We start from the raw sequence: 19,359 nt of genomic DNA on the forward strand, positions 1-19,359 counted from the left end.
CGGCATGGCCAAGAAACTTCCTGCAACCGACGTCGTGGTGGTGGGGCTCGGCTGGGCCGGTTCGATCATCGCCAAGGAACTGGCCGACGAAGGCCTGCGCGTAATAGGCTTCGAGCGTGGCGCCTGGCGCGACACGGCAAGTGACTTCAACATCGCCTCGGTGGCCGACGAGCTGCGCTACGTGTCGCGCCAGGAGCTGATGCTGCGCACCCGGCAGAACACTTGCACGCTGCGCAACAAGCCCAGTGAAACCGCGCTGCCGATGCGCACCTGGGGCTCGTTCCACCCCGGCAACGGCACCGGCGGTGCCGGCAACCACTGGGCCGGTATCACCTTCCGCTTCCAGCCCGAGGAGTTCCGCCTCCAGAGCCACCTCACAGAACGCTACGGCAGCCAGGCCCTCGCAGGGCTTACGCTGCAGGATTGGGGCACCACCTGGGAAGAGATGGAGCCGCACTACGACGCCTTCGATCGCGTCGCGGGCATCTCCGGCAAGGCTGGCAACATTGGCGGAAAGATCATCGAAGGCGGCAACCCCTTCGAGGGGCCGCGCTCCAACGAATACCCCAACCCGCCTACCAAGCAGACTTACGCGCCGACGCTGTTTGCCGAGGCGGCGCGCAAGATGGGCTACAAGCCGTTCCCGGTGCCGTCCGCACTGGCGTCCCAGGGCTACACCAACCAGTACGGTGTGACCATGGGACCGTGCACCTTTTGCGGTTTCTGTACCAACTACGGCTGCGCCAACTATTCCAAGGCCAGCGCCATCGTCAACGTGCTGCCGGCCCTGGTGCGCATGCCAAACTTCACCGCCAACACTCACTGCGAAGTGCTGGAAGTGACCAAGGACAGCAGTGGCAAGCGCGCCACCGGCATCATCTATGTCGACGCCAACGGCGAGAAATGGGAGCAGCCGGCAGACATCGTCGTGGTCGCGGCCTTCACCTTCGAGAACGTGCGCCTGATGCTGCTCTCCGGCATCGGCGAAGCCTACGATCCGATCAGCAACACCGGCACCACCGGCCGCAACTACGCCTACCAGACGGCCAATAACGTGCAGCTGTTCTTCGATGACAAGAACTTCAATCCCTTTATCGGTGGCGGCGCCATCGGCATGGGCATCGACGAATTCAACAATGACAACTTTGACCATTCCGGCCTGGGCTTCGTCGGTGGTGGCAGCACCCGGGTGACGCCCATCGGCGCCGCGCCGATCAACTCGCGCCCGGTGCCGCCGGGCACGCCGAAATGGGGCAAGGAGTGGAAGAAAGCTACGGCGCAGTATTACGCCGCGAGCATGTCGATCGGCTGCGAAGCGAGCAACTACAGCACGCGCACCAACTACCTGTCGCTAGACCCGACCTACAAGGACCCCCACGGCCGGCCGCTTTTGCGCATCACCTTCGACTTCACCGAGAACGACCTGCGCATGGCCCAGTACGTGACCGACAAGACCGCCGAAATCGCCAAGGCGCTGAACCCCAAGATGATGTTCGCCAGCCCGCGCAAAGGCCCCTGGTCGAATACCTCCTACCAGTCGTCCCACGTGGTCGGCGGCTTCGTGATGGGCGCCGATCCGTCGACCAGCTCGGTGAACAAGCACCTGCAAGTGTGGGGCGTGCCCAATCTGTTCGTGGTCGGCGCCTCGGCCTTCCCGCAGAACCCCGGCTACAACCCCACCGGCACCGTCGGCGCCCTGGCCTTCAAGGCCGCCCACGCGATTCGCACTCAGTACCTCAAGCGCCCCGGGGAGATGATCAGCGTATGAAGACTCTCCTCAAAATCGGTATGGCCCTGCTGGCCACTGCAAGCGCAGGTGCTCATGCCGTCGGCGGCCAGGACTCCTACGAGCTGGTGCAAAAAGGCAAATACATCGCCACCCTCGGCGACTGCACCGCCTGCCACACCGTGCCTGGCAAGCCGCTGTTCTCCGGTGGTGTGGCCATCGACACGCCGTTCGGCAAACTGCTGGGCGCCAACATCACCCCGGACCAAGAAACCGGCATCGGCCGCTGGAGCTTCAAAGAGTTCGAAGCCAGCATGGCCCGCGGTCACCGCCGCGACGGCAAGCAACTCTACCCGGCGATGCCCTACGCGGCGTACACCAAGGTTTTGCGTGAGGACAACCAAGCCCTGTGGGCCTACCTGCGCACCGTCGAACCGGTGCACAACGAAGTGGAAACCAACCAGCTGCCCTTCCCCTTCAACGTGCGCCTGAACATGAAGGTGTGGAACTGGCTCAACTTCACCGAAGGCGAATTCAAGCCTGAGGCGGACAAGAGCGAACAGTGGAACCGCGGCGCCTACCTGGTGCAGGGGCTGGGCCACTGCGGCAGCTGCCACACACCGAAGAACCTGATTGGCGGCGACAAGAATGCCGAGTTCCTAAAAGGCGGCGAGCTGCAGGGCTGGATGGCGCCGAACATCACCGGCGTAGCTCATGTCGGCCTGGCTGACTGGAGCGAAGCGGACATCGTGCAGTACCTGAAAACCGGTGCGAACCGCTACGACATCGCGTCCGGCCCAATGGCTGAAGCAGTCGAAAACTCGACACAGCACTGGCATGACGAAGACCTGATGGCGGTCGCCGTGTACCTCAAAGATCTCGACCATGAGCACGACAAGCCCGAGCCACTGGCTGCCAGCGAGCCCGCGATGAAGGCCGGTCGCGCGATCTATGCGGATCGCTGTTCCGGTTGCCACACGCCCGATGGAGAAGGCATCGCCACGCTGTTCCCGAAACTGGCCAACGCGCCGCTGGTGAATGCGCAGGATGCCGCTTCGCTGATCCGCGTGGTGCTGGCCGGCAATCGTGCCGGAAGCACCGACGCCGCCCCCACCGGCCCGGCAATGCCCGCTTTTGCCTGGAACCTGTCGGACGAGAACGTCGCCGACGTGCTGACCTACATCCGCAACAGCTGGGGCAACGCCGCCGCGCCTGTCACCTCTGGAGAGGTGAGCAAGCAGCGCGAAACCCTGCAGGGGGAATGAGCTAAGGATGGCCCGCTGCCAGCAACCCAGCGGGTCATCCACCCTGCAGACACCTGCAACTAGCAGGCCGTTGAAAACGTACGCGAGGCAGCCGATGCGAGCCTGTTTTTAACGAAGCTGCGGCAACGCAGGTAGTTATTCAGCAGCCAGCTAATGAGATAATCGCGGCCTGCAAAGGGCCGTGGCCCTCTCCCAGTTGCCGCATTCAGGAACAACCGCATGAAAAACTCGCAGCGTGGCTCCGGCCATCTGTTCAGCCTGATGGTTCTCGGCCTTATCGTCTGGGGCGCTTACGTCACCCTGTATGTGCCCTACGAGCATCGCAAATCGATGGAGGCTTTCCGCAGCAGCCCGCCGGCGGTCAGCGCTGCGAAAATGGCGGTCATCGACACCTACAAGAGCAAACCAGCGCCAACCTCGCTGCCGAGCGGCCTGTACGCCGGCCAGGCCGAACAGGATGGCTATCCGATGACCATCAGCTTCGAGTTTGCCGACAACCAGGTGCTCACCAAGAAGGCGCATATCAAGAACTACGAATTCACCGGCTCGGCGGGCTACACGTTGAGCGGCTCGGTGATGATGTTCAGCAGCGTCAAAGGCGATGCCGTGCTGTTCCCACAACCCGGCGAGCCGCTCGACGTGATCAGCGACACCGAGATTCACATCCCCGGCCCGGACAAACCACTGGTACTGACCCGCCAGTAAAGCCCCTCAACTAGATGGTGGCTCACTGTTGCGCTCGCTCTCGATAAGCTGCGCAACCTTGGCCGCCGCCTCCGCCTCGCTGGCGAAAAAGTGCTGCTGATCATCGGCGCTGACCACCTGGAAGATTTCCTCATTACCCAGGTGCTTGTGCGCCTCGGGAATGTCGCTGCCCTGCAATTTCTTCAACGTCACGGCCATCGTTGCGCGCTCCTGAATAGTGGCTCCTGCTGCTATGACCGGCCCGCGGCAAACGAAGTGCTGGTTAAATTTTGCGCAGCAAAGCCGACCGTCCAGCGCCGTTGCTCAGGGGCTTTAGCTTGCGCCTGGCAACGCCTGCTCGTAGCGCTGCTGGATGCGCCGCAGCTCGCCAGAGCGGCGCAGCTGTTCCAGCGCATCGGCCCAGGCGGCGACACGTTCGTCATCGCTGTCCTGGCTGAAGGCGATGTAGAGCGAGGAGCGATACAGCGCGATGGGCACCCGGCGCAACGTGCCGTGCGCAATGCCCAACTGGTTGCTGTAATACACCACGCCCGCGTCAGTATCTCCGATGATGATGTCGGTACGCCCGGCGAGCAGCATGCGATAGAGCTGCGGGCTGCCCGTCGCACTCTTCTGCAGGTTGCTGAAGCCCAGAGACTGCAACATCTGCGGCACCAGCCCCGCATGCCGGGTGGTGACCTGAGGCGCATGCAGCAGCTGCTCGAGGGAGTTCACCGGCGTCGATGTGTCGGCCAGCTGGTAGGGATAAATCGACTCCTCGGCAATCGGCCCCACCCATTTGTACAGCGCCTCGCGCTCCGCGGTGCGGAACATCGAATACATGATGGTCTTTGGCCGGGTCATCAGCACATGAGTCGTGCGCATGCTCGGTAAAACCACGATCTCGAAGTCATCCCCAGTCAGCGCCATGATGGCGCGCACGACCTCCGTAGCCATGCCGGTGAGCCTGTTGTTCTCCAGATAGTTGTAGGGCGCCCACTCCTCGGTCACGACCTGATACGGCTCGGCTCGGACCAGGGAGCCAAACAGCAGGCAGAGCAGCGTAAAGGCAAGGCAGAGACGTTTCACATGGTGGCCTGGGTTCGCGGCGCCGCCGGGACGGCAGAAGATGCTGCCACAAGCATAGCCGTAGCAACTGCTGGCGAGTCAGGCAGCCGACGGATCATCTTCGCTCGCCAGCGCCTCGACCATGAAATCGACGAAGGCACGAACCCGCGGTGACAGGTGGCGGGATTGGGGATAGACGATGGAAATCAGGTCAGCCGTCGGCTCCCAGGCATCGAGTACCGGCACCAGCTGGCCGGCGTTGATTTGCGACCTCACGTAATAGTCGTGGATCTGCCCCAGGCCGAAGCCGGCCAACGCCGCGGTATGCAGGGCCTGGCCATCGTTGAAGTTCAACGAGCCTCTGGGCTTAAACGCGCGCGGCTCACCCGCCTCCTGAAAAGCCCAGGCACGTGAGCGCCCGGTTTCATGGTAGGTCAGCGCCAGGCAGTTGTGCCGGGCCAGGTCGTCCGGCGATTCGGGCACACCGTGCCTGGTGAAATAGGCGGGCGTGCCCACCACGCGCCGACGCACCTGCACCAGCGGCCGGGCAATCAGGCTGGAGTCATCGAGCGGGCCGAAGCGAATGGCCACGTCCATGCCTTCTTCCACCAGATTGACATAACGGTCGCTGATGGAGACAGCCAGATCGACCTGTGGATGGCGCGCCTGGAACTCACCCAACAGAGGGACCACACGATAGCGCCCGAAGGACACCGGCAGGCTGAGCCGCAGAGTGCCCGTTGGTTGCCGACCAGCGCGGCACAGCACCAGCCTGGCGTCGTTGAGATCGGCGAGCACCTGCCGGCAGCGATGGAAGAACGCCTCGCCATCGACCGTCAGGTTGACGCTGCGTGTGGTGCGCACCAGCAATGCGGTGTCCACCTGGGCCTCAAGGCGCTTGATGGCATTGCTTACCCCGGCCTGGGTAATACCCAACGCTTCGGCCGCCCGCACGAAGCTTTTGCGCTCGGCAACCTCAACGAAGATGCCCAGCGTCTTGAGATCCATATCCATCGTTTCTCGCTCATTCATCACCCACAGTTATGAGTGATGTTACGCCACTGCCAATTTTCTGCTGCGTGCTGCGCCCTAGGATGGACACAAACACCACGAGCAATTGGACATGAACCACACGACCTACGATGAAACGACCTTCGCGGCGACCTTCGAACACCGCATGCAAGGTGCACCAGGCGAGGGCCTGCACTACGTGATCGGCGGCCAAGGCACACCGATCCTGCTGGTGCCCGGTTGGCCACAGACCTGGTACGCCTGGCGCAAGACCCTGCTGGCATTCGCTGAGCACTACACGGTGGTCGCCGTGGACCCGCCCGGCCTCGGCGACTCGGATAAACCCTACGGCGGCTATGACACCAATAGCGTGGCCAGGCGCCTGCATCAACTGACTCAGGCACTGGGCTGGAAGCACTTCGACTTCGTGGGCCACGATGTGGGTGTGTGGATCGGCTATGCCTATGCCAGCCTGTTTCCGCAGCAGGTTCGCCGGTTGGCCCTGCTGGACGCTACCGTGCCCAGCCTCGCGCCAGCGCAGATGTACGCCTTCGAGCCGACGCGCATCAGCAAGAACTGGCACTTCTTTTTCCTCACCCAAGCGGACCTGCCCGAAGCACTGATCAGCGGCCGCGAACACGCCTTCCTCAGTTGGCTCTTCCATGCCAAGAGCGCGGGCAGCGGCTGGCTAGAACCCCAGGCGCTGGCCGAATACGTGCGCTGTTATTCTGCGCCAGGCGGCGGGCGTGCGGCGGCCAGCTATTACCGGGTGCTGTTCGACAGCATGGCGCAGAACCACGGGCATGCGCGCACGCGCCTGAAGATGCCGGTAATGGCAATGGGCGGCGAGGCGGCACTGGGAAGCATGATGGAAAGCATGATGAAGCAGGTGGCCGATAACGTGACGGGCGTGATCGCCCCTTGCGGGCACTACATTCCCGAAGAAGCGCCCGACTTCGTGGTCGAGCACCTGCTTGGTTTTCTGGGGTGAAGGGACTTGGCGGAAAAACAGGCTGCGCGGCCGTCAAGGGCGCGCAGCCTTGGCGGGTCAGAAGCGGTACTTCGCCGAAGCGGTCAGGCTGCGCGGCGCGCCGTAGGTCAGACCACCGTATGCCTCGAAGACGTCGAAATACTTCTCGTCGGTCAGATTCTCGGCGTTGAGTTGTGCCGACAGGTTTTCAGTAATGTCGTAGCGCGCCATCAGGCTGACCAGAGCGTAGGCATCAATGGAGATTTTCTCGGAAATATTTTGAGGGTTATTGGCATAGGTGTAGGTGGAGTCCTGCCAATTCACTCCGCCACCGATAGTCAGCTTGTTGAACACACCTGGCAGCCGATAGGTGGTGAAGGTGCGCAGCAGCTTGGTCGGATACAGCGTGTTGGCAGCATCGCCATTGGCATCTCTGACTTTGAACTGGGTATAACCAACGGTGGCATTCCAGCCTTCGGTAAGCTCACCCGAAACCTCGAGCTCAAACCCCTTACTGGTTACATTGCTGGCCTCGTAAATGAACTCGGATGTACCCGAAAAAAGGTCGCCAGTGCTAGTGGCAAGGCCATCTTGCTTGATCTGGAAAATCGCGGCAGAGGCATTCAAACGTCCATCCAGAAACTCAGCCTTCAACCCCGTCTCGTAACTTTCGCCAACGATCGGTTCCAGGGTTTTGCGGTCTGCGCCCCGCGCGGACTGAGGCAGGAAGATTTCCGTGTAGCTGGCGTAGGCGGACAGGTTGTCGGTCAGGTCATAGACCACACCGGCGTATGGGGTGATCTGGTGCGAAGCTTTTGTGGTGTTGCGCGCGGTATAGATATCTTCACTGGTTTTTTTGTAACTGCTATCCCTCGTCCCCAGGATGAGTTTCAAATCATCGGACAGGTTGAGACGTGTTGCCAGGTAGGCACCTTCCTGCTCGATTTCACTGGACCCATAATGGCTTTTTTCATTCCAGTCAGGCTCGGGAACCGAGCTGCCGAAGTCACTGTTGAAATCGTAGTTTCCGATGAGGAGGTAACCGCGGTAATCGACGTTGAGCTTTTGCTTGCTGTAGCTATAACCGAACGCCAGATCATGGCTGCGCCCCAGCATCTGGAAAGGCCCATCGACCTGGAGGAAGTAGTCATCCTGCTTGGTCTTGGGTTGGTAGGAGCCCCCGTAGTAGCCAACCGACAACAATCCGGTTGTGCGATCCGGTGAGCCATAGGGATATAGGAGAGAAGAATCGGCCTCGCGCTCGCCTCGTACATAACCGAGCTTGGCTCGCCAGTCATTGGCGAAGGTGTGCTCCAGGTTGGCGAAATAGGTGTCGTAACTGGAATCCCATTTGGCCCAGTCGGCCGAGATCGACTTGGAGCGGCTCCAGTTGGTTCGGCCACCATCAGAGTACCAAACCGGCAAGCCGCCCCACGAGGGTGAGTCAGACTTGTTTTCCTGACGGCTCAAACCAAACCAGAATGTGGTGTCAGGCGTCAGATCAATATCCATGGTGCCGTAAACAGTCTGGCGCTTGTTGGATTTCATATCGATCCAACTGTTGCCGTCGTTCACCTCGCCAACCAGACGGGCACGCACGGTACCGGCCTCATTGAGCGGCATGGAAATATCACCCAGCGTACCGTAGGTATCCCAGGAGCCTGCACTGGCCTCGACCGAGCCCGTGAGCTCACGACTGCTCGCACGCTTGCGCACCATGTTCAGCGAAGCGGATGGATCCCCGGCGCCGGTCATCAGGCCGTTGGCGCCGCGCACTACTTCCACGCGGTCATACATTGCCAGACTGCTGAATATCTCGCCGCTACTCCAGGCTTGGTCGTAGATCGTAGGTACGCCATCAATCATCAGCGAATTGAGTTCGAAACCCCGAGCGTTAATCTGGCCACGCTCCGTCTCGTAACGATTCATGGAAACACCAACAGCGTTATTGACCACATCGTTGATGGTGCGCAGATCCTGATCTTCCATGCGCTGCCGCGTCACCACGCTGACCGACTGCGGAGTTTCACGCAGCGACATGTTCAGCGGTGTGGCGGTTCGGGCAGAGCGAGTGGTGTAGGACTGAGTACCTTCGGTCACGGCATCGTCAGCAGGAGTGACGGTATCGGTGATCGCCGTAGCATCGAGCTCCAGCGCGCCGCCCTGAGCCGCTTGCTGGGCATAGGTAGCCGGTACAACGAACAGCGCGCCGGCCGCCACCAGGCGCACGGCAACGGCTAACGAACAAACATTCAGACGCGGTGCCGCTACATCGGCATCGGCCTGCAGAGTGGTTTTGTTATGGGACATGATGGCTCCGACAACAGCGTGCCGTGCGTCACCGCTCTACTCCCTGAACAGCTGCGAGTGCCCCCGTAAAAACTCCCCTGGGCACCACACACCCGACAACTCCCTGCCGGAACGATCTGGACTCACGCTGGCTATGAGCCGATGTCGGGATGACATCGGCAAAATCCGCGCGAGATTATGCAAGTGAGTCTCGACTGTAAATAGCATTCCATCGTATTAGAGATGTATTTACATTCCTATTCATAGCATCAGTAAGCTACAAACAAAAACACCCCGTGCCCATCGGGCAAGGGGTGTTGGTGACCAGCGCGGAGGTCAGGCGCTGCGCGCTGCCTCGATCCGTGCAATCTCCTCCGGCTGTACGTAGTAGTCGGTGTCTTCGTCGTAGCTGCGCACGATGAAGCAGGCGATGCTGGCGACGAAGGTCACGCCCACCAGCCACCAGATATGCCAGATCAGCGCGAAGCACATCAGGGTCATGAACGCCGAGGCGATCAGGCCGATGCCGGTGTTGCGCGGCATATGGATCGGGCGGTACTTCGTTGGTGCTGGCTTGCGGCCGTCGCGCTTCTGCTCGTGGAACTCGTCGATGCGGTCGCCGCGCGGGGTGACCGCGAAGTTGTAGAACGGTGGTGGCGAAGAGGTCGACCATTCCAGGGTGCGCGCATTCCACGGGTCGCCGGTGTGGTCGCTCAGTTCCTTGCGCTTGATGATCGACACGGCGATCTGGATCAGTGTGCAGAGAATGCCCAGGCCGATCAGCACGGCGCCGACCAAGGCCACATACAGATACGGTTCCCACTCGGGATTGGTGGTGGTATTCAGGCGCCGGGTCATGCCCATAAAGCCGAGGATGTAGAGCGGCATGAAGGCCAGGTAGAAGCCGACGATCCAGAACCAGAACGAGGCCTTGCCCCAACCTTCGTGCAGCCTGAAGCCGAACACCTTCGGGAACCAGTAGGCGATGCCCGCCATGTAGCCGAACACCGCGCCGCCGATGATCACGTTATGGAAGTGGGCGACCAGAAACAGGCTGTTGTGCAGCAGGAAGTCCGCGCCGGGCACCGCCAGCAGCACACCGGTCATGCCGCCGATGGAGAAGGTGATGATGAAGCCCAGGGTCCACAGCACCGGCGTAGTGAACTCCAGGCGGCCGCGGTACATGGTGAACAGCCAGGTGAAGATCTTCACCCCGGTGGGTACCGCGATGATCATGGTCATGATGCCGAAGAAGGCGTTGACGCTCGCCCCCGAGCCCATGGTGAAGAAGTGGTGCAGCCACACCACGAACGACAGCAGGGTGATGGCCACGGTCGCCCAGACCATCGAGTGATAGCCGAACAGGCGCTTGCGGGCGAAGGTCGCGGTCACTTCGGAGAACACCCCGAAGGCCGGCAATATCAGCAGGTACACCTCGGGGTGGCCCCAGGCCCACACCAGGTTCACGTACATCATCGGGCTGCCGCCGGCGGTGTTGGTGAACAGGTGGAAATCCAGGTAGCGATCCAGCGTCAGCATTGCCAGGGCGACGGTGAGGATCGGGAACGCCGCGCAGATGATCACGCTGGTGCAGAGGATGGTCCAGGTGAAGATCGGCATCTGGAACAAGCCCATGCCCGGTGCGCGCATCTTGAGGATGGTGACCAGGAAGTTGACCCCGGTGAGCAGCGTGCCGAGCCCCGACAGCTGCAGGCTCCAGATGAAGTAATCGACACCGACACCCGGGCTGTACTCGATGCCCGACAGCGGCGGATAGGCCACCCAGCCGGTCATGGCGAACTCGCCGACGAACAGCGAAATGTTGGTCAGCAGCACACCGCCGACGAACAGCCAGAAGCTAAGCGAGTTGAGCAGCGGGAAGGCCACATCGCGAGCACCAATCTGCAGCGGCGTGACGATGTTCATCAGCCCGACCACCAGCGGCGTGGCGACGAAGAAGATCATGATCACGCCGTGGGCGGTGAAGATCTGGTCATAGTGATGGGGCGGCAGGTAACCCTCGGCCCCGCCGGTGGCCACGGCCAGCTGGGTGCGCATCATGATGGCGTCGGCGAAACCGCGCAGCAGCATGATCAGGGCGACGATCACGTACATCACGCCGATCTTCTTGTGGTCGACCGAGGTCAGCCATTCACGCCACAGCCAGCCCCACTTCCTGAAGTAGGTCAGCGCAGCGAACAGGCCCAGGCCGCCGAGCGCCACCATGATCATGGTGACGACGAGGATGGGCTCTTGCAGGGGTATGGCGTCGAGAGTCAGTTTTCCGAGCATGTGTCGATTCGGCGCCGGCTGGCGGCGCACGGGCTCCTTGGGTCAGTGGAAAGTCAGGATTGGCTGCGGCGGCGGAACAGCGGGCGCGGTTCGATGACCGAGCGGCCGTACTGCACGCTCATGCCGGCGAGTCCCTTGAGGGCGTCGTGCACGGACTTGTCCTCGCGCACCGCAAAGCTGTCGAAGCCGCACTGGCGCATGTGGCTGAGCTGGTCACGCAGTACATCGCCGACCGCGCGCAGCTCACCGCGCCAGGCCAGGCGGGTGCGCAGCAGGTAGGCCTGGCTGTAGCCGCGGCCGTCGCGAAAACTCGGGAAGTCGATGGCGATCAGCGGCAGCACGCCAAGCCAGGACTGCAGATCCATGGGGTCGTCATCCGGGTTGAGCAACAGGCCGTCGCGGCTTACCGCTGCGCCCTGCAGCACGGCCTGGGGCTGGCGTTCCAGCCAATTGGGCAGCGGCAGAATCAGGCTACCGGCGCCCGCTGCTTCGGCAGCGCCCGGCACGCGCCAGGGATCGTCACTGACGATGCGCGGCTCGCCTTCGCGCAGGCTGATCAGGTTGTTCATGCCGGCTCCTCCACCTTGCGGTACACCCGCGCCTTGAAGGGCTCGATGCCAACGCGCTGCACGGTGTCGATAAAGCGTTCGTCGCCCTGGCGCTGCTCGGCAAAGGTCTCGACCAGCCGCTCGATCACATCCGGCACCTCGGCGGCACTGAACGATGGGCCGATCACCTTGCCCAGCGCACTGGCCTTGCCCTGGGCGCCACCGATGGTCACCTGGTACCACTCGCTGCCGTTCTTATCGACGCCAAGGATGCCGATATTGCCGATGTGGTGATGGCCGCAGGCATTCATGCAGCCGGAAATGTTCAGGCTGATATCACCCAGGGCGTGCAGCGCTTCGGCGTCCTCGAAGCGTTGCTGGATGGCCTGGGCGATGGGGATCGACTTGGCGTTGGCCAGGGCGCAGTAGTCACCGCCGGGGCAGGCGATCACGTCGGTGAGCAGACCGATATTGGCGCTGCCCAGGCCAACGCTGACTGCCTGCTGCCAGAGTGCGTAAAGGTCGGCCTTGCGCACATCGGGTAGCACTAGGTTCTGCTCGTGGGCCACGCGGATTTCACCGAAACCATAGCGCTCGGCCAGCTCCGCCACCGCCTCCATCTGCGCCGCGGTCACATCACCCGGCGGCAGGCTGGCGCCAGGCTTGGTCGACAGCACCACGCTGGCGTAGCCCGGCACCTTGTGCGGCTGCACGTTGCGCGACACCCAGCGGGAGAAGGCGGCATCGCCGGCCAAGGCGGTGCCGAAATCCAGATCGGCATGGGGCAGCGTGGCATAGGCTGGCGGCGCGAAGGCTGCCGCGACGCGCTGGTATTCGGCGTCGGTGAGCTCGGCGGGACCGTCCTTGATGTGCTGCCACTCGGCCTCGACTTCCCTGGCGAAGGCCTCGATGCCCAGCGCCTTGACCAGGATCTTGATGCGCGCCTTGTACTTGTTGTCACGGCGGCCATGGCGGTTGTACACCCGCAGAATCGCCTCGACGTAGGACAACAGGTGCTGCCACGGCAGGCCGTCGCGAATCACCTGACTGAGAATCGGTGTGCGCCCCAGGCCGCCACCGACCATCACCCGCGCCAGCAGCTCGCCGGCGGCGTCGCGGTACAGGTACAGGCCGACGTCGTGCATCGGCACCGCCGCGCGATCCTGCTCGGCAGCGCACAGGGCGATCTTGAACTTGCGCGGCAGGAACAGGAATTCCGGGTTGACCGTCGACCATTGGCGGAGGATCTCGGCCAGCGGCCGCGGGTCGAGCAACTCGTCGGCAGCCACTCCGGCGAAGGCTTCGGTGGTGATGTTGCGCACGCAGTTGCCCGAGGTCTGGATGGCGTGCATTTCCACCGCGGCCAGGCGCTCGAGAATGTCCGGCACCTGCTCCAGCTCGATCCAGTTGAACTGGATGTTCTGCCGGGTGGTGAAGTGGCCGTAATCGCGGTCGTAGTCCCGCGCGATGCTGGCCAGGGTGCGCAACTGGCGCGCCGACAGGGTGCCGTAGGGAATCGCCACGCGCAGCATGTAGGCGTGCTTCTGCAGGTACAGGCCGTTCTGCAGGCGCAGGGGCAGGAATTCCTCTTCGCTCAGCTCGCCGCTGAGGCGCCGTTGCACCTGGTCGCGAAACTGCGCGACCCGTTCGCGTACCAGCGCATGGTCGTATTCGTCGTAGTGATACATGAGAGGCCCCTTGCGCCGTGGAGCGCGGCAGACAGGGCCGCCACTATGGGCAAGCGGGAAAAATCAAAACAGCCTCAGATAATTCATAAAAAACCATATCAGATGGATTTCTGTAGAGCGTGAAAAACGCTATTGAGCCTATTTCGATTGGCTGCATAGCCTGAAATAACGGGCGCCTTGATCTGATATGCAAAAATCATAAATACCCGCTTCTGATATCTTCTGTAACATCCCCGCCCAACCGCACTACCGCTGTACGCCCCAACTTCCTGCGCATCGGGTACGCCATGAAACGCTACGAAAAACTCGCTGACGAAATCGCCGCCCTGATCCGCTCCGGCCTGTTGGCACCCGGCGAGAAAGTGCCTTCGGTGCGCCACGCCAGTCGCACTTACGGCGTCAGCGCCTCGACCGTATTCCAGGCCTATTACCTGCTCGAGGATCGCGGGCTGATCCTGGCGCGCGCCCGCTCCGGCTATTTCGTACGCGAGCACGCCAAACGCCCGCTGCACGAACCGCAACAGCGCAGCGGCGCCGTGCAGGCGACCGAGGTGGACGTCAGTGAACTGGTGTTCTCGGTACTCGGCTCGTTGAAGGACCCGCACACCGTGCCGTTCGGCTCGGCATTCCCCAGCCCGGAGCTGTTTCCGCTGCCGCGCCTGGCCCGTTCCATGGCGCAGAGCGTGCGCGACATGCCCAGCCACGCGGTGATCGCCGACATGACCGAGGGCAACCCGGACCTGCGCCGGCAGATCGCCCTGCGCTACATGCTCAGCGGCGTGCGCCTGCCGCTCGAGGAACTGGTGATCACCACCGGCGCCATGGAAGCGCTCAACCTGTGCCTGCAGTCGGTGACCGAGTCCGGCGACCTGGTGGCCATCGAGAGCCCGGCCTTCTACGCCACGCTGCAGGTGCTGGAGCGACTCAAGCTCAAGGCCGTGGAAATTCCCGTGCACCCGCGCGAAGGCATCGACCTGGACAGCCTGGCCGACAGCCTGCAGCGCCTGCCGATCAAGGCGTGCTGGTTTATGAGCAGCCTGCAGAACCCGCTCGGCGCGAGCATGAGCGACGACAAGAAGGCCGCGCTCTACGAACTGCTGCAGCGCCATCAGGTGCCGCTGATCGAAGACGACGTGTACGCCGAGCTGTATTACGGCGCCCAGCCGCCGAAGCCGGTGAAGAGCTTCGACCGCGAAGGCCTGGTGATGCACTGCGGTTCCTTTTCCAAATGCCTGGCGCCCGGTTATCGGGTCGGCTGGGTGGCCGGCGGGCGCTACGCCCAGCGCATCGCCCGGCTCAAGCTGATGACCACCATCTCGCCGTCAGTGCCCGCCCAGGCGGCGCTGGCCGACTACCTGCAGCACGGCGGCTACGACCGCCACCTGCGCAAGCTGCGCCACCAGCTGGAAAGCCAGCAGGGCTCGATGCTCGCCTCGGCCGCGCGACACTTCCCGGCGGACACACGAGTCACCCGGCCGAGCGGTGGCTATTTTCTCTGGTTCGAATTCGCCGAGCGGGTCGACGCCCTGCAGCTGTTTCGCCTCGCGCTGGCCCAGGGCATCAGCCTGGCGCCGGGGCCGATCTTCTCGGCCACTCGCGGCTTCGGGCATTGCGCGCGGCTCAATCACGGCCACCCGTGGAGCGCCGGGAGCGAACAGGCCATGGCAACCCTGGGACGCATCATCGACTCGTTCTGAGCCGGCAGATGTGCGGCACGCTCAGTCTGTTGTGCGTAGCAGCCAGCCGATAGGCAGCGGCGGGAAAACCTGCGCTAATGGCGGTTTTCATCGCGCAGGATCAGCCATGACCCGTAGCACCCTTGCCCTGCTCGTTGCCCTGGCCGCGAGCAGCGCCAGCGCCGCCGAACAGGTGCCGCTGTACAGCAACCTCAAGGACTGGCTGGTGGCGTGCGACAACACCCGCCACTGCACGGCGCTATCCAACGCCGCCGAGGAAGACGTGCAGACCCTACCTACCTGGAGCCTGAGCGTGAGCCGTGATGCAGGCCCGGAAGGCGCGCTGCATGTCGGCCTGTTCAGCTACAACAAGTCCAGCGGCCAACCGCTGCTCGATGGCAAGCCGCTGAAGGTAGCGCTGCAGCCGGGCAAGCTGACCGAGGGCTCGGTGCCCGAGGTGTACAGGGTCGACGGTGCCGACGCCGAGGCGCTGATCACCGAGCTGCGCAATGGCCAGCGCCTGCTGCTGCCTACCGAGGAAGGCGAGGCGGTGACCTCGCTCAACGGCATGAGCGCGGCGCTGCTGCTGATGGATTCGGTGCAGGGCCGCCTGGGCACCACCACGGCGCTACTACGCAAGGGCAGCAACCCGGCAGGCAGCGTACCGCCCGCCCCGGCCGCACCACTTGCGCCAACCTGGAAGGCGCCCAAGCCGCTGAGCGAAGTCGAGAGCAAGCGCGTGCTGAACGCGGTGATCACCGCCATGCGCAGCGACTGGGAAAAGGACATGGTCGAGGATGGCCTGCCCGAGGGCCAGACCTTCGCGCTCAGTGACCACGAGGCGCTGGTCATCCTCAAGACCGGCTGCGGCGCTTACAACTGCAACTACAGTCTGTACCAGGCGCCGCTCGACGGACCGCAACAGGCGCGCAAGGCAAGCATCCCTGAAATACCCATCTTCGAGGATCTGCCACCCAGCGGCAGCGTCGAGTTCGACCCGGCCACTGGTGACCTGAGCAGTTTCACATTGGCCATGGGCATGGGCGGCTGCGGCTTTACGCAACGCTGGCGTTACGACGGCAAGGGTTTCACAGCGATCCACGCCAGCATGCTGGGCACCTGCCTCGGCCTTGATTCAGCCTACTGGCCGGTACTGTGGCGCAGCGCCGAGAAACGCTGAACCTCCGCGAACAGTTTGCCCAGCGTGCGTTGCGCCTGGGCGGCCTGCAGGTACTCATCGAGCAGGCCTGCAAGCTCCTCCATAGCGAGCCGCCGACCGTCGAGCATCGGGTTGAACAGCCATAGCCGCAGGCGCATGCCGCCGGCTACCGGACGCGCATCCGGCGCAGACAGCGACTTGAAGCGCGGCGGCGCAAGCCCTTGCACGCGCTGCCCGGCCATCAGCGAGAACACCAGCGCCATGCTCAACGGGCGCTGATCGATCTCGAACCCATCGAAGCATTCCCAGGGCGTTGCCTCGCTCGCGTTGGCGAACTCCACGCCGCCGGCGGTTAACGCCATTACGCAGCTGCCATGCCGGCGGCTAAATGCCTCGGCACAGGCCAGAAGCGCCAAGCCTGCCGCAAGCAGCAGCGCGCCGGGCACCCAGCACAACCACTGCGCGGAGCGCATGTGGATAAGGCTGGGCAAGCTGACCAGCCAGCCGCCGACAACGACCAGCAGCAAGGCGCACAAGCCGCTCATCAGGGTTTGTACGGAACAACGCTCATGAATTTCGCAGCGCTGTTGCGGCCCATCGGCGTGGGCCTGCAGTTCGCTCAACAGCGCCTCGCGGCGGGCATCATCCATGTTGTTTCAGGGCATCGAGCTGCTGCTGGGCCAGGGCGGCCTGCACGTAGGCAGTCAGCAGCGCGGCCAAGTCATCGATATCGAGCTTGCGGCCACCGCTCGCCACACCAGCAGAGTTGATGCGCACATGGGGCTGAGGCTTTTTCAGCACCATCGCCTGGTTGCCGAACAGCACCGATACCGGGCGATGGGTCGGCAGCACAGCGGTTTCGCTCAGGGTCAATTTCTGTAGGGTTACCAGGCCTTCGTCTTTGACGAATACGTCGACCACGTCGGTCAGGTCGATGGGGCTGCTGAGCGCGGTGTGATGCAGCTCGCGGCGGGTCAGGCGCATGAACACCTCGCGGCCGGCGTTGCGGTGCTGCCAGGTGAGCAACATGAAAAACAGCGTCAGGAAGCCTCCGCAAATGATCAGGCCGGTCTTGCCGAAACTGAAGCCGCTCCAGAGCATACCCAGCGCCCCCAGGATCAGTACGGGGCCGAGCACCCAGTAGCGTTTGGTGTTGGTGAATTCCATCTGCTCGGGCACCCGCTCGATGACCTGAGTGAGTTCGGCCACCACCGCGTCGCGCTGGGCACCACGCGGGTAGGCTGTGCCGTCATCGGAGAAACGGGGCGATTGGGGGTGGTTCATCGTGAAAATCCTCGCATGGACATGATGCGAGGATTATCCGGCCCGTCAGGTAGCCTGGGCAGCGGCGCGGCTGCCACTCACAACAATCGGCTGCGTGTTCACAGCTCTGCCTGCCAGTGGCCGGCGCGCCGCGGGGGAGTTACTGGGCCTTCAGGTAATCGGTGAGGAACGCCTGCGCGTTGCCCTGCTCCGAGAGGCTGTTGTCATAACCGACCATCAGCGGTTTGGCTTCACCCGGCAGGTACAGTTCGCCCCAACCGTTGCGAACCAGCAGCACCACGAACTTCTTGCCGTCGACCTGGGTGCTGTAGCGGGTGTCGCTGGAGGTCTTTTCCACGTCCATGCGCTGGATGCGCATGTCCCAGTCATGGTCCACGCCTTCGAGCTGCACCAGCGCCTGGTTTTCGCTGCGCGCACCGATGCGCAGGGTCCATACCTTGATGCCCTGCTCGCCCGCAAAGGCCACCACTTTTGCCGCCACTTCGGGACGTTCCTGCGCCTGCACCAGACCGCTCGCGACCGCCAGCAACATGGCCAGAACAGCTGCGCCTTTACCAAAAATCGTCATGTTCATGCTCCTGTTGATAACCACCGGTATTGAAATCAACCCGAGCCGGCCTGCCTAGCAGCGCAGCCGCGACGCACAACAATCAAGCTGCCGATCACAACGACTGACGGTCAGAGAACTCAGAGAGCGATAGCGGTACCATGTCAAAGTGTGTCAATCGCAATCAAAGGATGCCTGTCCCGATGCAACGCTGGACCCCTTACCTGGACACGCAATTCTGCTTCGACCATCCCTCCGCGCTGGCCAAGGCAGGTGTGTTCGACCCCAGCACCCCGCGGGTGATGGGCAGCGCCATCGGTCACTACCGCGCGCGCACCGTACGCCCGCACCTGCAGTATTTCGACTGCGACCTGCAGTTTCCCGAGCCACTGCGGATCGACAAAGTGCTGCCCGGCAGCCTGTGCATCGTGCAGGTGCTCGATGGCAAATGGGAGCATCGCGTCGACGGCCAGCTGCACAGCTACACGCCCGGCACTCCCCGTGTGCTAGGGGTGAGCGAAAGCATGGAAGCGGTCGATCAGTTGCCGGCCGGCAGCCACGCGCGCATGGCCGGGCTGCGCATCGCCGCCGACTACCTGCGCGAACTGGCTGAAGAGGACCCTGACCTGCAACCGCTGCTCGGCCTGCTCGATGACGGCATCTGCTTTACCGAACTGCAGCGCTGCAAGGCACTCGGCGGGCTGCTGCAACGGCTTTACCAATCGCCTTATCACGGAACGCTGGAGCGTTTGCATCAGGAGAGCCTGAGCCTGGCGGTGCTGGTGGAATTGGCGGCGCACTTCAAGGGCCGCGCACCAGCCGCGCCGCAGCCGGCTCGCGGCCAACGCGACCTGGCCTATGAAGCGCGCCGCTTGCTCGATGGCAACCTGGAGCAGACGCCGGGCAGCCAGGCCCTGGCGCAGCAGCTGGGGGTCGGCGAAACCACCTTGCGCCGGGCGTTCGCCCAGGTATTCGGCCAATCCATGCTGCAGTACGTGCGCCAGCAACGCATGGAACTGGCCCGTACGCTACTGCGCCAGCGCAAATGGCAAGTTGCGCAGATCGCCTATCGCCTCGGCTATACCAGCCCTGCCAACTTCAGCCATGCGTATCGGGCGCACTTCGGCCACCCACCGGGCGCGGAACGCTAGA

Annotated in this window: 17 protein-coding genes; 7 read left to right on the top strand and 10 right to left on the bottom strand. The window is 63.0% G+C overall.

Translation table 11 applies throughout. From position 1 onward, the window contains the following. The first annotated feature begins 4 nt into the window (after positions 1-4). The 3 genes from BUC40_RS03360 (at position 5) to BUC40_RS03370 (ending at position 3,696) form a co-directional block, all read left to right on the top strand. Positions 5-1,768: a GMC family oxidoreductase gene (locus tag BUC40_RS03360; protein WP_073262592.1), complete on the top strand. Its 1,764-nt coding sequence runs from the start codon at positions 5-7 to the stop codon at positions 1,766-1,768. Further along, positions 1,765-2,991: a cytochrome c gene (locus BUC40_RS03365; protein ID WP_073262594.1), complete on the top strand. Its 1,227-nt coding sequence runs from the start codon at positions 1,765-1,767 to the stop codon at positions 2,989-2,991. The genes BUC40_RS03360 and BUC40_RS03365 overlap by 4 nt, the downstream gene beginning before the upstream one ends. A gap of 219 nt (positions 2,992-3,210) precedes the next feature. Continuing rightward, entirely contained in the window at positions 3,211-3,696 is a 486-nt protein-coding gene (locus tag BUC40_RS03370) for a hypothetical protein (protein ID WP_073262596.1), read from the top strand. Positions 3,697-3,702: 6 nt separating this feature from the next. Here BUC40_RS03370 and BUC40_RS03375 read toward each other — a convergent pair whose 3' ends face one another. The 3 genes from BUC40_RS03375 to BUC40_RS03385 form a co-directional block, all read right to left on the bottom strand. Next, positions 3,703-3,894 carry a hypothetical protein gene (locus tag BUC40_RS03375; RefSeq protein ID WP_073262598.1) on the bottom strand — a complete coding sequence of 64 codons (192 nt, stop codon included), beginning with the start codon at positions 3,892-3,894 and terminating at the stop codon, positions 3,703-3,705. A 114-nt stretch (positions 3,895-4,008) separates the two neighbouring features. Next, positions 4,009-4,764 (bottom strand): substrate-binding periplasmic protein, encoded by a 756-nt coding sequence (locus BUC40_RS03380; RefSeq protein WP_073262600.1) that lies wholly within the window; start codon positions 4,762-4,764, stop codon positions 4,009-4,011. Positions 4,765-4,842: 78 nt separating this feature from the next. After that, positions 4,843-5,757, bottom strand: coding sequence for a LysR family transcriptional regulator (locus tag BUC40_RS03385; protein ID WP_167369132.1), 915 nt, complete (start codon positions 5,755-5,757; stop codon positions 4,843-4,845). A 109-nt stretch (positions 5,758-5,866) separates the two neighbouring features. Here BUC40_RS03385 and BUC40_RS03390 point away from each other — a divergent pair, with 109 nt between their 5' ends. After that, positions 5,867-6,745 (top strand): alpha/beta fold hydrolase, encoded by an 879-nt coding sequence (locus BUC40_RS03390; RefSeq protein WP_073262602.1) that lies wholly within the window; start codon positions 5,867-5,869, stop codon positions 6,743-6,745. 57 nt (positions 6,746-6,802) lie between these two features. On the opposite strand, the gene BUC40_RS03395 is transcribed toward BUC40_RS03390, so the two are convergent. The 4 genes from BUC40_RS03395 to BUC40_RS03410 all read right to left on the bottom strand — a co-directional run bounded on the left by BUC40_RS03395 (position 6,803) and on the right by BUC40_RS03410 (position 13,541). Beyond that, complete coding sequence (locus BUC40_RS03395; RefSeq protein WP_073262604.1) at positions 6,803-9,034, bottom strand: TonB-dependent siderophore receptor; 2,232 nt, start codon at positions 9,032-9,034, stop codon at positions 6,803-6,805. A 315-nt stretch (positions 9,035-9,349) separates the two neighbouring features. Beyond that, entirely contained in the window at positions 9,350-11,305 is a 1,956-nt protein-coding gene (cyoB, locus tag BUC40_RS03400; RefSeq protein ID WP_073262606.1) for a cytochrome o ubiquinol oxidase subunit I, read from the bottom strand. A gap of 53 nt (positions 11,306-11,358) precedes the next feature. Beyond that, positions 11,359-11,874 carry a DUF934 domain-containing protein gene (locus BUC40_RS03405; protein WP_073262608.1) on the bottom strand — a complete coding sequence of 172 codons (516 nt, stop codon included), beginning with the start codon at positions 11,872-11,874 and terminating at the stop codon, positions 11,359-11,361. After that, positions 11,871-13,541: a nitrite/sulfite reductase gene (locus BUC40_RS03410; protein ID WP_073262610.1), complete on the bottom strand. Its 1,671-nt coding sequence runs from the start codon at positions 13,539-13,541 to the stop codon at positions 11,871-11,873. The genes BUC40_RS03405 and BUC40_RS03410 overlap by 4 nt, the downstream gene beginning before the upstream one ends. A gap of 287 nt (positions 13,542-13,828) precedes the next feature. Here BUC40_RS03410 and mapR point away from each other — a divergent pair, with 287 nt between their 5' ends. Beyond that, on the top strand, positions 13,829-15,238 hold the full coding sequence (gene mapR, locus BUC40_RS03415; protein ID WP_073262612.1) for a GntR family transcriptional regulator MpaR: 1,410 nt from the start codon (positions 13,829-13,831) through the stop codon (positions 15,236-15,238). Positions 15,239-15,344: 106 nt separating this feature from the next. Continuing rightward, on the top strand, positions 15,345-16,397 hold the full coding sequence (locus BUC40_RS03420) for a DUF1176 domain-containing protein (protein WP_073262614.1): 1,053 nt from the start codon (positions 15,345-15,347) through the stop codon (positions 16,395-16,397). Here BUC40_RS03420 and BUC40_RS03425 read toward each other — a convergent pair. From BUC40_RS03425 to BUC40_RS03435, 3 genes are all read right to left on the bottom strand, one after another. Next, positions 16,358-17,026 carry a hypothetical protein gene (locus tag BUC40_RS03425; protein WP_073262616.1) on the bottom strand — a complete coding sequence of 223 codons (669 nt, stop codon included), beginning with the start codon at positions 17,024-17,026 and terminating at the stop codon, positions 16,358-16,360. The genes BUC40_RS03420 and BUC40_RS03425 overlap by 40 nt on opposite strands. Further along, positions 17,019-17,660: a hypothetical protein gene (locus BUC40_RS03430; protein WP_073262618.1), complete on the bottom strand. Its 642-nt coding sequence runs from the start codon at positions 17,658-17,660 to the stop codon at positions 17,019-17,021. The genes BUC40_RS03425 and BUC40_RS03430 overlap by 8 nt, the downstream gene beginning before the upstream one ends. Before the next feature lie 139 nt (positions 17,661-17,799). Continuing rightward, positions 17,800-18,228, bottom strand: a complete 429-nt coding sequence (locus BUC40_RS03435; protein ID WP_073262619.1) for a hypothetical protein — start codon at positions 18,226-18,228, stop codon at positions 17,800-17,802. A 182-nt stretch (positions 18,229-18,410) separates the two neighbouring features. Here BUC40_RS03435 and BUC40_RS03440 point away from each other — a divergent pair, with 182 nt between their 5' ends. Next, positions 18,411-19,358: a helix-turn-helix transcriptional regulator gene (locus BUC40_RS03440; RefSeq protein ID WP_073262621.1), complete on the top strand. Its 948-nt coding sequence runs from the start codon at positions 18,411-18,413 to the stop codon at positions 19,356-19,358. The last annotated feature ends 1 nt before the right edge of the window (position 19,359 follow it).

Origin of the sequence: Phytopseudomonas punonensis, from assembly GCF_900142655.1 — a bacterium.
GTDB classification, from domain to species: Bacteria; Pseudomonadota; Gammaproteobacteria; order Pseudomonadales; family Pseudomonadaceae; genus Aquipseudomonas; species Aquipseudomonas punonensis.

Bases quoted from the DNA above. Each gene is read 5' to 3' on its own strand.
- BUC40_RS03360 (WP_073262592.1), top strand. From the start codon at position 5: ATGGCCAAGAAACTTCCTGCAACCGACGTCGTGGTGGTGGGGCTCGGC.
- BUC40_RS03365 (WP_073262594.1), top strand. From the start codon at position 1,765: ATGAAGACTCTCCTCAAAATCGGTATGGCCCTGCTGGCCACTGCAAGC.
- BUC40_RS03370 (WP_073262596.1), top strand. From the start codon at position 3,211: ATGAAAAACTCGCAGCGTGGCTCCGGCCATCTGTTCAGCCTGATGGTT.
- BUC40_RS03375 (WP_073262598.1), bottom strand. From the start codon at position 3,894: ATGGCCGTGACGTTGAAGAAATTGCAGGGCAGCGACATTCCCGAGGCG.
- BUC40_RS03385 (WP_167369132.1), bottom strand. From the start codon at position 5,757: ATGGATATGGATCTCAAGACGCTGGGCATCTTCGTTGAGGTTGCCGAG.
- BUC40_RS03390 (WP_073262602.1), top strand. From the start codon at position 5,867: ATGAACCACACGACCTACGATGAAACGACCTTCGCGGCGACCTTCGAA.
- BUC40_RS03395 (WP_073262604.1), bottom strand. From the start codon at position 9,034: ATGTCCCATAACAAAACCACTCTGCAGGCCGATGCCGATGTAGCGGCA.
- cyoB (WP_073262606.1), bottom strand. From the start codon at position 11,305: ATGCTCGGAAAACTGACTCTCGACGCCATACCCCTGCAAGAGCCCATC.
- BUC40_RS03405 (WP_073262608.1), bottom strand. From the start codon at position 11,874: ATGAACAACCTGATCAGCCTGCGCGAAGGCGAGCCGCGCATCGTCAGT.
- BUC40_RS03410 (WP_073262610.1), bottom strand. From the start codon at position 13,541: ATGTATCACTACGACGAATACGACCATGCGCTGGTACGCGAACGGGTC.
- mapR (WP_073262612.1), top strand. From the start codon at position 13,829: ATGAAACGCTACGAAAAACTCGCTGACGAAATCGCCGCCCTGATCCGC.
- BUC40_RS03420 (WP_073262614.1), top strand. From the start codon at position 15,345: ATGACCCGTAGCACCCTTGCCCTGCTCGTTGCCCTGGCCGCGAGCAGC.
- BUC40_RS03425 (WP_073262616.1), bottom strand. From the start codon at position 17,026: ATGGATGATGCCCGCCGCGAGGCGCTGTTGAGCGAACTGCAGGCCCAC.
- BUC40_RS03430 (WP_073262618.1), bottom strand. From the start codon at position 17,660: ATGAACCACCCCCAATCGCCCCGTTTCTCCGATGACGGCACAGCCTAC.
- BUC40_RS03435 (WP_073262619.1), bottom strand. From the start codon at position 18,228: ATGACGATTTTTGGTAAAGGCGCAGCTGTTCTGGCCATGTTGCTGGCG.
- BUC40_RS03440 (WP_073262621.1), top strand. From the start codon at position 18,411: ATGCAACGCTGGACCCCTTACCTGGACACGCAATTCTGCTTCGACCAT.